We start from the raw sequence: 10,769 nt of genomic DNA, 5'->3' as shown, positions 1-10,769 counted from the left end.
AGGACACGCCGCGCTTCCAGCAGTTGCTGGGCGATGGCAGCCAGTGGGGCATCAACCTGCAGTACGCGGTGCAGCCGAGTCCGGACGGGCTGGCGCAGGCGTTCATCATTGGCGAGAAGTTCGTGGGGAACGACCCCAGTGCGCTGGTGTTGGGGGACAACATCTTCTATGGCCACGACTTCGCCCATCTGTTGAGCAGCGCCAACGCGCAGGAGACCGGTGCCACCGTGTTTGCGTACCACGTGCAGGATCCCGAGCGCTACGGCGTGGTGGCCTTCGATGCACAGGGCAAGGCCAGCAGCATCGAAGAGAAGCCGGTCGCGCCGAAGAGCAACTACGCAGTGACCGGCCTTTACTTCTACGACAACCAGGTCGTCGATATCGCGAAGGCCGTCAAGCCCAGCGCCCGTGGCGAACTGGAGATCACGGCCGTCAACCAGGCCTACCTCGACCTTGGCAAGCTCAATGTGCAGATCATGCAGCGCGGCTATGCGTGGCTCGATACGGGCACGCATGAGAGCTTGCTGGAGGCGGGGCAGTTCATCGCGACGCTGGAACATCGCCAAGGCCTGAAGATCGCATGCCCCGAAGAGATCGCCTGGCGCAACGGCTATATCGACGACGAGCAGTTGTCGCGCCTGGCTGCGCCGCTTCGGAAGAACGGCTACGGCCAGTACCTGGCCCATCTGCTGGCCGAGGAGGTGCGCTGATGAAGGTCACGTCCACCACGATCCCCGATGTGCTGGTGATCGAACCCAGGGTGTTCGGTGATGCGCGCGGTTTTTTCTTCGAGAGCTTCAATCAGAAGGCCTTTGACGAAGCCATCGGCAGGCACGTTGACTTCGTGCAGGACAACCATTCGCGTTCGGTGAAGGGTGTGCTGCGCGGGCTGCATTACCAGGTCCGGCAGCCCCAAGGCAAGTTGGTCCGGGTCGCGCAAGGCGCGGTGTTCGACGTGGCGGTCGATATCCGCAAGTCCTCGCCGACCTTCGGCCGATGGGTGGGTGTCGATCTGACCGAAGACAACCACAAGCAGCTGTGGGTGCCCGCAGGGTGTGCGCACGGATTCCTCGTGCTGAGCGATACGGCGGAGTTTCTCTACAAGACCACCGACTACTACGCGCCTGCACACGAGCGCTGCATCGCGTGGAACGACCCCGGCCTGGCGATCGCGTGGCCGGATACCGGTGTCGGCCCGCAACTCTCGGCCAAGGATCTGGCTGGTGCGCGACTGGAAAACGCGGAGATCTCCTAGAACGCCTCCGTCATCCCATACGCCCGCATCTGCGCCTCGAACTGCGCCACGTCGTGGCTCAACACCACGAGGTCGTGCGTCACGCCCTGCCGGTCTTTCACGTGCTTGCTCAGCAGCGCCTCGGGGCGAAAGCCCAGGGCCTGGAAGACGGCGATGGCGCTGCGCTGGTCGACGGTCATGCGCGCGACGAGTTTTTCCGCGCCGCGTTCGATGGCCAGCGCGCAGGCCTCGCGTGCGAGCCGATGGCCGAGGCCGCTGCCGCGCAACTCGGGCGCGGCCAAGAGGCGCAGTTCGGCCACGTGGCTGGACCAGGAGTGCGGATCGCGGATCACCGCCGCACAGCCGAGCACCGTGGTGCCGCGCACCGCGAGCACGCTGTCGATGTCGCCGCGCTCGATGGCGCGGACCCAGGCGTTCATCACCTTGGGCTCGGTGATGTCGCGCGGCAAAAAGAGCAGGTCGTGCGCGGGCAGGCCCTGTGCGAAAGCCAGCACGGCGGCCGCGTCGTCCGCGTTCATCAGCCGCAGGACGATGTTGCCTTCGCTGCTCGTCACGGTGCGCGGATAGGTCCGCGAAAAAGAGTCGGAGACAGCAGTGATGGTCATGTCGAGCGCACTCCAAGCCAGTCGTCGAGTTTGGGCCACAGCCGGCGCACCGCGTTGGCGCCCGCGGCCAGGCTGACGTGGCCGCCCTTTAGCACCACCTCTTCCTTGTCGGTCGAGCCGATGTTGGCGATCAGCGGCTGCCCAGCTTCATAAGGAACGATGTGGTCGTGCTGCGCGAGCGCGTGCAGCACCGGCACCTTGATGTTCTGCAACAGCACCTTGCGGCCGCCGAGCACCAATTCGTTCCGCAGGAGCTTGTTGTCCCACATCAGCTCTTTCACGGTCTGGCGGAAGTACTCGCCGGCCAGCGGCAGCATCTCGGCGCCCCAGCGGTCGAACATGCGGTACGACTTGACGAATTCGTCGTTGGCCATGTTGTCCCAGAGCTGCACCGCGCCGGCGCTGCGGCCCGCGGGGCGCAGCATGTCGAAGGAGGCGAACAGCATCTCGGGCGGCACGTTGCCCACGGTGTCGATGAGCCGGTCGACGTCGAAATAACGCCGGTCCGACCACGCATGGAAGAGCTTCATGCGGCTGAAGTCGACAGGCGTGGTGAAGAGCGCGAGGTTCTTGATCGGCCCATCGGGATGCAGCGCTGCATAGAGCGTGGAAAGCACGCCGCCCATGCAGTAGCCGACGAGCGTGACGTCTTCCTCGCCGGAGCGCGCCTGCACGCGCCGCAGCGAATCGGGGATGAAGTCGAGCACGTAGTCCTCGATGCGCAGCTGCTTTTCCTGGGGGCGGGGCGCGTTCCAATCCATCATGTAGACGTCATAGCCCTGGAGCAGCAGGTGCTCGACCATGCTCTGGCCCGGCGCGAGGTCCAGGATGTAGCCGCGGTTCGTGGTCGCCATGACGATCAAGAGCGGCACGCGGTAGATCTCGTCGACCAGCGGGCGGTAGTGGTACAGGCTCAGCGTGCCGCGGCGGTGGATTTCGTCCCTGGCCGTCTGTCCCATGGCCGGCGCGGCCGAAATCAGGAAGTCCAGGCCCTTGAGGTTGCGCTGGATCGCGCGCTCGATCTCCGCGCCGATGTCGGGCAGGGCGAAGGCGTCTGCGACGGCGCTCATCGTGCGCGCTTTCCGGCGGGGCGCTTCGGAGCGGCCGGAGGCGGAGCGGCTGCTTCAGCCTGCGGGGGCTTCTTGGTGCGACGCGGTTGGGGCGCCGCATGGGTCGTCGCAGACGCAGCCGGGCCGCGTCCGCTTTCCATGGCGCGGCTGATGTTCGCCAGGTGATCGTCGATGCTTTGCAATTGCTCGCCCAGCGCCTGGATGTCCGCGCGTGTGGGCAGGTTCAGCATCGTGAGGTAGCGCGCCATCAGGTCGCCCAGCGCCTTCTGCGCCGTGAGCGAGGTGTTCATGCCGCCGTGCATGCCTTGGCGGAACGGGTCCGAGGCCATGGTTTCGTTGGCGAATTCGTTGGTGCTCTTTTCCCATTGGGCCGTGAGCTCGCGCCACATGGCCATCGGGTCGAGGGGGGAGAACTTGTTCATGGACAGAGGCCCCATCGTCTATCGGTCGTTCAATGGTCGCGAAGCTGCCCGGTGTGCGCGGCGATGGCGTCGATGATCTGCGGCCACATCGAAATCGGCAGCGCGTGGCCCATGCGCGGAATGCGCAGCAGCTTCGCGCCGGCGATCGCATCGGCCACGTCCACGCCGCACTCGACTGGCACCAGCGGATCGGCGTCGCCGTGGATCACCAGCGTCGGCACCTGCACGTCGCGCAGCGCGGGCTTGCGGTTGCCGGAGGCGAAGATCGCCGCCAGCTGGCGCGCCACGCCGCCCGGGTTGAGCCCGCGCAGGAAGATGAGTTGCGCGCGCTCGGCATCGCGCGCCTCGTCGAGCGGAAAGTCGGGGCCGCGCAGCACATGCCAGACCTTCCTGTAGTGCGGCAGATAGGCATCGAAGGAGAGCGGCGTCGGCGAGAACAGCACCGCCATCGCCTCGGGCGTGGGCGGCGGCAGCGTCGGGTTGCCCGTGGTCGACATGATGCTGGTGAAGGAGCGCATGCGCTGCGGGTGATGGATGGCCATCTCCTGCCCGATGGCGCCGCCCATCGAGGCGCCCACGATGTGCGCGCGGTCGATACCGAGCGCATCGAGCAGGCCGATGCAGTCGTTGGCCATGTCCCGCAAGGTGTAGGGCACCGCGAGCGGCTTGCCCGCCATGGCCTGCAGCATCAGCGCCTGGATGTCGGGAATGCCCAGGTGCGACAGGTGCGTCGAATGGCCGATGTCGCGGTTGTCGAAGCGGATCACGCGGTGCCCGCCGGCTTCGGCAAGACGGGCGCAGAACGTGTCGTCCCAGGCGACCATCTGGGCGCCGAGGCCCATGATCAGGACGAGCGGCGACGCGGCGGGGTCGCCGAAGCTGTCCCACGCGATTTCAACGCCGTTGACGACCCTGCGCCGCTCGATAGGGGGTGGGACGGCGGTCATCGCGCGAGCGCCTTGCGCCTACTTGCGCTGCAGCAGCTTGGTCACTTCGTCCACGTTGGCCTGAATGCGCTGGCGCACCACGTCGAAGGCATCGGCCTGCGACTTGGCCGCGAGGTTGGCCAGCTCCTTGATGTCGTCGATGGCGCGCTGGAACGACTGGCGGCCGAGCTCGTCGAGCTTGGCGAGGTTGGCCTTGGCGTCCTTGCCGGGCATTTCCTTGGCGGCCGTCTGCCATTCGCTGATGGCGCTCTTGATCATTTCGGTCTGCCGCTGCACCACGGTCTGCAGGCCCTGGTAGGACTTTTCGTTGGCCTGCATCAGCGCCGCCAGATCCTTGCGGCCGCTGTCGAGCAGCTTGCCGGCGCTGCCGGTGAGGTCGAGGTTCTGCAGGCGATCGGTCATGCCCTTGAGATTCTTCAGCGGGTTGAGCATGTCGGCGGCGTTGGGAGCGGCCGCCTTGGTGGTGCTGCTGCTACTGCTGGCAGTGGTCTTCTTGGCGGCGGCTTTCTTGGCAGTGGCCATGGTGCGGTATCTCCTGTGTCGGGTGATCGGGTGAATGGCAAACAAACAAGGACCGGCCGGACGGCAAAAGTCCCTCGCCACGATACGCCGCACCGGCGCGCCCGCGGTTCCCGCAGCGACAAATTTGCCTGCGGGATTTCCCTTGGGTGACTTGCCTTACATCGGCGCTTACATCGGCGGCGCGAAGCCGTTGCGCCCGGCCGTGACGCGCAGCGCCGTGGGCGTGCCGTTCTTTTCCTGCGCATTGACCAGCACCTTGGCGCCGGGCACCAGGAGCGCCTCGGTGCCGGGGCGGAAGGTCACGACCGGCACGTCGGGCGGCACGATGACGGTCTTCTCGCCGCCCTTGTAGGTCAGGCGCAATTGCTGTCCGCCGCGCACCGATTTCGGTGCCGCGGCCAGGTCGGCGACGGTGGCGTTGGTCATGGTGCTCTGCGGCAGCAGGTCCCACGGCCGGTGCCCTTCGCCGGTGCCGCGCGCGGCCTCGGGGAACACCACGACTTCGAGCGCCTTCTGAGAACCATCGGCCTGCGGCATCGCGGCGGTGCCGATGAAGCTGCCCTTCTTGATGTCGGACAGCTTGATGCGGTAGACCTCCGACAGCTGCATGTCGGCCGGGCGCGCAAGGCTGACGACTTCGCCGCCGCGGTCCTGCACGACGAGGGTCTTGGCGTCGACGCGGACGATGGTGCCGCGGATGCGGACTTGTTCGGAGGCGGCTTGCGCGGAGGCGAGGACCGGCGCGGCAGCGGCGGCAAGAAGTGCGGCCGAGGCCAGCAGGGTCGAGGAGATTCTGGAGAACATGGAAGGGATCTTGGTGTTGGGGTGCGGATCAATGTACGCCTCGAAAACGAAACGTGCTTCCCGTCATGCGGGATACCCCAGCGGTTGGCTCGGACCGGCGCCGCGTCTACAATCCGCCGTTCCGAGGAGCGTTGCAGCGCCATCAGGCGTGAGGCTCGGACCACATCGCAACCACGCTCACCCGCTGTTCTCGCGGTGAGTCCTTTTTCCGTCAGACCCCGTACGCAGTGGCATCTTTCAAACCAGTTTTGGAGTTCTCATGAGCGCCGTTCTCAAGCCCACCCCCGTTTCAACTGCCGACCAGGCGATTGCCGACCTGTCCCTCGCCGCCTGGGGCCGCAAGGAAATCCGCATTGCGGAAACCGAAATGCCCGGCCTGATGGCCATCCGCGAAGAGTTCTCGAAGGCGCAGCCGCTCAAGGGCGCGCGCATCACCGGCTCGCTGCACATGACCATTCAGACGGCCGTGCTGATCGAGACGCTGCAGGCCCTCGGTGCCACCGTGCGCTGGGCTTCGTGCAACATCTTCTCGACGCAGGACCATGCCGCCGCGGCCATCGCCGCTTCGGGCACGCCGGTGTTCGCGATCAAGGGTGAGTCGCTGGAAGACTACTGGGGCTACACCCACAGCATCTTCGACTTCGGCCCCAAGGGCTCGAAGGGTGAAGGCCCGAACATGATCCTGGACGACGGCGGCGATGCCACGCTGCTGATGCACCTGGGCCAACGCGCCGAGAAGGATCTGGGCGTGCTGGCCAACCCGACCAGCGAGGAAGAACGCATCCTCTACGCCGCGATCAAGGCCAAGCTGGCTGTCGATTCGACCTGGTACACCCGCAAGTCCGCCGAGATCATCGGCGTGACCGAAGAGACGACCACCGGCGTGCACCGCCTGAACGAAATGAGCGCCAAGGGCACGCTGCTGTTCCGCGCCATCAACGTGAACGACTCGGTCACCAAGAGCAAGTTCGACAACCTGTACGGCTGCCGCGAATCGCTGGTGGACGGCATCAAGCGCGCGACCGACGTGATGATCGCCGGCAAGGTGGCTTGCGTGGCCGGCTATGGCGACGTGGGCAAGGGCTCGGCCCAGGCACTGCGCGCACTGAGCGCCCAGGTGTGGGTCACCGAAATCGACCCGATCAACGCCCTGCAGGCCGCGATGGAAGGCTACAAGGTCGTGACGATGGAATACGCCGCCGACAAGGCCGACATCTTCGTGACGACCACCGGCAACAAGGACGTCATCACGCACGACACGATGGCCAAGATGAAGGACCAGGCCATCGTCTGCAACATCGGCCATTTCGACAACGAGATCGACGTCGCTTCGATCGAGAAGTACGAGTGGGAAGAAATCAAGCCGCAGGTCGACCACATCACCTTCCCGGACGGCAAGAAGATCATCCTGCTGGCCAAGGGCCGCCTGGTGAACCTGGGCTGCGGCACGGGCCACCCGAGCTTCGTGATGTCGTCGTCGTTCGCGAACCAGACCATTGCACAGATCGAGCTCTTCACCAAGCAGGACGCCTACAAGGCCGGCAAGGTCTACGTGCTGCCCAAGCACCTGGACGAGAAGGTCGCACGCCTGCACCTGAAGAAGGTCGGCGCGATGCTGACCGAACTGACCGACTCGCAAGCTGCCTACATTGGCGTGAGCAAGAACGGCCCGTACAAGCCCGACACGTACCGCTACTAAAAGCATGATGAAAAACCTCCGTGCTTCGCACTGCGGTGCGAGCTTGCTTGGGGCGGCCCGGCGCTTCGCTCATGCGCGCTGATCAACTGTTGGTGGAGCGCGGCCTTGCCGCGTCGCGTTCGCAAGCCGTGCGGCTCATCGCCGGCGGCATGCGCTGGCGCGATGCGGGCACGAGCGACGCATGGCGCTCGGTCGTCAAGAACAAGGACGAAGTGCCTGAATCCGCCGAGCTCGAGCTCGCCGATGCGGCCGAGGCGCGCTACGTGTCCCGCGGCGGGCTCAAGCTCGAGGGCGCGCTGACCGTGAGCGGTGTCGATCCCGCCGGCAAGCTGTGCCTCGACGTAGGCCAGTCGACCGGCGGTTTCACCGATTGCCTGCTGCAACGCGGCGCGACGAAGGTCGTGGGCGTCGACGTCGGCCACGGGCAACTGCATGCGAAGTTGCGCGAGGACGAGCGCGTGGTCGCCATCGAAGGCGTCAATGCGCGGGCGTTGTCTGCGGACGATCTGCAGGTGGACGATGGCGAGGACGCCGAGGCGGAAGATGCGGCAGAGGTTGGCGAGGCGATCGAAGCCGCGGCCGAGCCGCGCTTCGACCTCATCGTCGGCGACCTGTCGTTCATCTCGCTCACGCTGGTGCTGCCGGCCGTGGTGCAGTTCCTGGCCGACGACGGCCAGCTGCTGATGCTGGTCAAGCCGCAGTTCGAACTGCAGCCCGGCCAGGTCGGCAAGGGCGGCATCGTGCGCGACGACTCGATGTACGCGGTGGTCGAGAAGCGCCTGCACGATGCCTGCGCGGCGCTCGACCTGAAAGTGCTGCGCTGGTTCGACAGCCCGATCGCCGGTGGCGACGGCAACCGCGAGTTTTTCATTCACGCCGAGCGCGCGTCCGGCGCGAACGGCTCCTAAGGAGACGCAGGTGCGCCTTCCGCTGAGTTTCGAATTCTTCCCGACCAAGACGCCCGAAGGCGCGGTCAAGCTGCGCGCGGTGCGCCAGCAGCTGTATGTGCGCAAGCCCCAGTTCTGCTCGGTCACGTATGGCGCGGGCGGCTCCACGCACCAGGGCACCTTCGGTGCGGTGCAGGAGATCCTGTCCGAGGGCGTCGATGCCGCCAGCCACTTCTCTTGCATCGGCGCCACGCGCGCCACGGTGCGCGAGCAATTGGCCGAATTGAAGGCGATGGGCGTCAAGCGCCTCGTGGCATTGCGCGGCGACCTGCCGAGCGGCTACGGCATCGGCGGCGAGTTCCACTATGCGAGCGATCTCGTGGCCTTCATCCGCGAGGAAACGGGCAGCGACTTCCACATCGAGGTGGCCTGCTATCCCGAAGTGCATCCCCAGGCACGCTCGCCCGAGGCCGACCTGCAGGCCTTCGCCGCCAAGGTGAAGGCGGGCGCCGATTCGGCCATCACGCAGTACTTCTTCAGCCCCGAGGCTTACTTCCGCTTCGTCGACGACGTGCGCAAGCTCGGTATCGACACGCCGATCGTGCCGGGCATCATGCCCATCACGAGTTCGACGCAGCTCATGCGCTTCTCGGACGCCTGCGGCGCCGAGATCCCGCGCTGGATCCGCCTGCGCCTGCAGGGCTTCGGTGACGACACGGCCTCGATCAAGGCCTTCGGCCTGGACGTGGTGACCGACCTCTGCGCGCGCCTGCGGGACGGCGGCGCACCCGCGATCCACTTCTACACAATGAACCAGTCGGCGGCGACGCTGGCTGTGCTGGAGCGCCTCGATTGAGAGGGCGTGCCGCAGGTTCGTCGCTGCGCGCGGGGCTTCGCCTCGTGCTCGTTGCGGCCACCTGCGTGCTTGCGGGCTGCGCCATGCCGCCTGCCACCGAAGGCGGTGCCGATCCGGGGGCGGCAGCGGGCTCGCGCCTGCGGCCGCTGTCGCCGGGGCTGGCCGTTCCAGCGGGCGCTTCGGCGCGGTCGGATGTGCCATCGGTGCGTTATGACCTTGCGGTGTCCGGCACCGGCGAACTGACGCCCGACGACGGCGTGCCCGGCGACGACGGCCCGCGCGAGATCTTCGAGCGCGGCGGCGCGTCCTGGTACGGCATCCAGTTCCACCAGCGCAAGACGGCCAGCGGCGAACGCTTCGACATGACGGCCATGACGGCCGCCCACAAGACCCTGCCGTTCAACACGCGCGTTTGCGTGCGCAGCCTGGTCAACGGCAGCGAGGTGCTGGTGCGCATCAACGATCGCGGCCCCTATGCGCAGGGCCGCGTGATCGACCTGAGCCGGGCCGCGGCCGACCGCATCGGCCTGACGGGGCTCGGGATCAAGCAGGTGGCGCTGTCGGTCGTCGGCCCCGCAGGCATGCGCTGCGGCGGTGTCGCTGTCGAGCCCGGCGAGGTTGCCGCGCCCGTGGCGCCGGGTGCCGATCGCGCCAAGGCCACGGTGCCGGCGCGCCGCAAGGCGGTTGTGCCGCCGCGCCGTCGCCGCTGACCGGTTGGGTCAGCCGCCGCTGTCGAGCGAGAAGGTCGCGTTGCGGTCCTGCGCCAGCTTCTCGGCCAACTGCGGCAGCGCTGCCGCGAGCAGCGGCTTCAACGTGTAGGGCGGGTTGATCAGGAACATGCCGCTGGCCGGCAGGCCGGGGCGCTTGGTCTCGCCGGTGGGCGTGGCCGTCAGCTTGCTCGACTTGACCGTCAGCGTGGCATGCAGCCACGGCTTGCCGGCCTTGGTCGCCATGGTCTTGAGCCGGCGCGGCAGGTCGTGCGCCTCGGGCCGCGGAATGATCGGATACCAGACAGCGTAGGTGCCCGTGGCAAAGCGCTTGAGCGCCTCGGCCGCGAAGTCGAGCACCCGGGCGTAGTCGCTCTTGATCTCGTAGCTCGGGTCCATCAGCACCAGCGCGCGGCGGGACGGCGGCGGCAGGAACTTGGTGGCGCTGCCGAAGCCGTCTTCGCGCAGCACGGCGATCTGGCGGCCGGCCTCGAGCTGGGCGATGTTGGCGTCGAGGGTGCGCGCGTCGGTCGGGTGCAGCTCGAACAGCTTGAGCTTGTCGTGGTCGCGCAGCAGGTGCTGCACGATGAACGGCGAGCCGGGGTAGACGCGGGCGCCGCCCTTGGGGTTGAAGTCGTGGATCACGCCGAGGTAGCGCGCGATCGCGTCGGCCAATGGGGCCTCTGGCTCCGGCGCCACTTTCTTGGCCGCCGACTTCGCGGCTGGCGCGGGTGTGGCGGGCTCTTTGGGAGGAGCAAGCAGGCGCAGGATGCCGTCGGCCGCTTCGCCGCTGGTGTCGGCGTAGTCGCCATCGAGCCGGTAGAGGCCCGCGCCGGCGTGGGTGTCGACGACCGTGAGGGCCGCTTCTTTTTCAAGCAGGTGGTCGAGCGTGGCAATCAGCACCGTGTGCTTGAGCACGTCGGCGTGGTTGCCGGCATGGAAGGCGTGGCGGTAACTGAACATGAGGGATTCCGGGATAGGTGGCAGATGCGCAA

General features: G+C 66.9%; 13 protein-coding genes and 1 riboswitch. Of the genes, 6 read left to right on the top strand and 7 right to left on the bottom strand.

Features of this window, described 5'->3' with window-relative positions:
• On the top strand, nucleotides 1–710 hold a 710-nt coding region (rfbA, locus tag NU688_RS27305), incomplete at its 5' end, for a glucose-1-phosphate thymidylyltransferase RfbA (protein WP_257863992.1).
• Nucleotides 710–1,255, top strand: coding sequence for a dTDP-4-dehydrorhamnose 3,5-epimerase (rfbC, locus tag NU688_RS27300; RefSeq protein WP_257863991.1), 546 nt, complete (start codon nucleotides 710–712; stop codon nucleotides 1,253–1,255). The genes rfbA and rfbC, both read left to right, overlap by 1 nt.
• On the opposite strand, the gene NU688_RS27295 is transcribed toward rfbC, so the two are convergent.
• The 6 genes from NU688_RS27295 to NU688_RS27270 all read right to left on the bottom strand — a co-directional run bounded on the left by NU688_RS27295 (nucleotide 1,252) and on the right by NU688_RS27270 (nucleotide 5,625).
• A complete protein-coding gene (locus NU688_RS27295; protein WP_257863990.1) occupies nucleotides 1,252–1,860 on the bottom strand; it encodes a GNAT family N-acetyltransferase in 609 nt (202 codons plus the stop codon). The genes rfbC and NU688_RS27295 overlap by 4 nt on opposite strands.
• Nucleotides 1,857–2,930, bottom strand: coding sequence for an alpha/beta fold hydrolase (locus NU688_RS27290; protein ID WP_257863989.1), 1,074 nt, complete (start codon nucleotides 2,928–2,930; stop codon nucleotides 1,857–1,859). The genes NU688_RS27295 and NU688_RS27290 overlap by 4 nt, the downstream gene beginning before the upstream one ends.
• The gene (locus tag NU688_RS27285) at nucleotides 2,927–3,352 is read right to left on the bottom strand and encodes a hypothetical protein (protein ID WP_257863988.1); all 426 of its coding nucleotides are present in this window, start codon (nucleotides 3,350–3,352) and stop codon (nucleotides 2,927–2,929) included. The genes NU688_RS27290 and NU688_RS27285 overlap by 4 nt, the downstream gene beginning before the upstream one ends.
• A 29-nt stretch (nucleotides 3,353–3,381) precedes the next feature.
• Nucleotides 3,382–4,299, bottom strand: coding sequence for an alpha/beta fold hydrolase (locus tag NU688_RS27280; RefSeq protein ID WP_257863987.1), 918 nt, complete (start codon nucleotides 4,297–4,299; stop codon nucleotides 3,382–3,384).
• An 18-nt stretch (nucleotides 4,300–4,317) separates the two neighbouring features.
• Nucleotides 4,318–4,821, bottom strand: a complete 504-nt coding sequence (phaP, locus tag NU688_RS27275; RefSeq protein ID WP_257863986.1) for a TIGR01841 family phasin — start codon at nucleotides 4,819–4,821, stop codon at nucleotides 4,318–4,320.
• Nucleotides 4,822–4,989: 168 nt separating this feature from the next.
• Complete coding sequence (locus NU688_RS27270; RefSeq protein WP_257863985.1) at nucleotides 4,990–5,625, bottom strand: hypothetical protein; 636 nt, start codon at nucleotides 5,623–5,625, stop codon at nucleotides 4,990–4,992.
• 117 nt (nucleotides 5,626–5,742) lie between these two features.
• Nucleotides 5,743–5,811, top strand: a riboswitch (S-adenosyl-L-homocysteine riboswitch).
• A gap of 73 nt (nucleotides 5,812–5,884) precedes the next feature.
• Between NU688_RS27270 and ahcY the strand changes: the two genes are divergently transcribed.
• The 4 genes from ahcY to NU688_RS27250 all read left to right on the top strand — a co-directional run bounded on the left by ahcY (nucleotide 5,885) and on the right by NU688_RS27250 (nucleotide 9,777).
• Nucleotides 5,885–7,324 carry an adenosylhomocysteinase gene (gene ahcY / locus NU688_RS27265; RefSeq protein WP_257863984.1) on the top strand — a complete coding sequence of 480 codons (1,440 nt, stop codon included), beginning with the start codon at nucleotides 5,885–5,887 and terminating at the stop codon, nucleotides 7,322–7,324.
• A gap of 71 nt (nucleotides 7,325–7,395) precedes the next feature.
• On the top strand, nucleotides 7,396–8,232 hold the full coding sequence (locus tag NU688_RS27260) for a TlyA family RNA methyltransferase (RefSeq protein WP_257863983.1): 837 nt from the start codon (nucleotides 7,396–7,398) through the stop codon (nucleotides 8,230–8,232).
• Between the two features lie 10 nt (nucleotides 8,233–8,242).
• Complete coding sequence (gene metF / locus NU688_RS27255; RefSeq protein ID WP_257863982.1) at nucleotides 8,243–9,067, top strand: methylenetetrahydrofolate reductase [NAD(P)H]; 825 nt, start codon at nucleotides 8,243–8,245, stop codon at nucleotides 9,065–9,067.
• 83 nt (nucleotides 9,068–9,150) lie between these two features.
• The gene (locus NU688_RS27250) at nucleotides 9,151–9,777 is read left to right on the top strand and encodes a septal ring lytic transglycosylase RlpA family protein (RefSeq protein ID WP_257864003.1); all 627 of its coding nucleotides are present in this window, start codon (nucleotides 9,151–9,153) and stop codon (nucleotides 9,775–9,777) included.
• Nucleotides 9,778–9,786: 9 nt separating this feature from the next.
• Here NU688_RS27250 and NU688_RS27245 read toward each other — a convergent pair whose 3' ends face one another.
• Nucleotides 9,787–10,737 (bottom strand): 23S rRNA (adenine(2030)-N(6))-methyltransferase RlmJ, encoded by a 951-nt coding sequence (locus tag NU688_RS27245; protein ID WP_257863981.1) that lies wholly within the window; start codon nucleotides 10,735–10,737, stop codon nucleotides 9,787–9,789.
• Between the last annotated feature and the right edge of the window lie 32 nt (nucleotides 10,738–10,769).

This window comes from Variovorax sp. ZS18.2.2 (assembly GCF_024701975.1).
Taxonomy (GTDB): Bacteria; Pseudomonadota; Gammaproteobacteria; order Burkholderiales; family Burkholderiaceae_C; genus Variovorax.
This window is presented reverse-complemented; position numbering and strand designations above follow the sequence as displayed.

Bases quoted from the DNA above. Each gene is read 5' to 3' on its own strand.
- rfbC (WP_257863991.1), top strand. From the start codon at position 710: ATGAAGGTCACGTCCACCACGATCCCCGATGTGCTGGTGATCGAACCC.
- NU688_RS27295 (WP_257863990.1), bottom strand. From the start codon at position 1,860: ATGACCATCACTGCTGTCTCCGACTCTTTTTCGCGGACCTATCCGCGC.
- NU688_RS27290 (WP_257863989.1), bottom strand. From the start codon at position 2,930: ATGAGCGCCGTCGCAGACGCCTTCGCCCTGCCCGACATCGGCGCGGAG.
- NU688_RS27285 (WP_257863988.1), bottom strand. From the start codon at position 3,352: ATGAACAAGTTCTCCCCCCTCGACCCGATGGCCATGTGGCGCGAGCTC.
- NU688_RS27280 (WP_257863987.1), bottom strand. From the start codon at position 4,299: ATGACCGCCGTCCCACCCCCTATCGAGCGGCGCAGGGTCGTCAACGGC.
- phaP (WP_257863986.1), bottom strand. From the start codon at position 4,821: ATGGCCACTGCCAAGAAAGCCGCCGCCAAGAAGACCACTGCCAGCAGT.
- NU688_RS27270 (WP_257863985.1), bottom strand. From the start codon at position 5,625: ATGTTCTCCAGAATCTCCTCGACCCTGCTGGCCTCGGCCGCACTTCTT.
- ahcY (WP_257863984.1), top strand. From the start codon at position 5,885: ATGAGCGCCGTTCTCAAGCCCACCCCCGTTTCAACTGCCGACCAGGCG.
- NU688_RS27260 (WP_257863983.1), top strand. From the start codon at position 7,396: ATGCGCGCTGATCAACTGTTGGTGGAGCGCGGCCTTGCCGCGTCGCGT.
- NU688_RS27250 (WP_257864003.1), top strand. From the start codon at position 9,151: ATGCCGCCTGCCACCGAAGGCGGTGCCGATCCGGGGGCGGCAGCGGGC.
- NU688_RS27245 (WP_257863981.1), bottom strand. From the start codon at position 10,737: ATGTTCAGTTACCGCCACGCCTTCCATGCCGGCAACCACGCCGACGTG.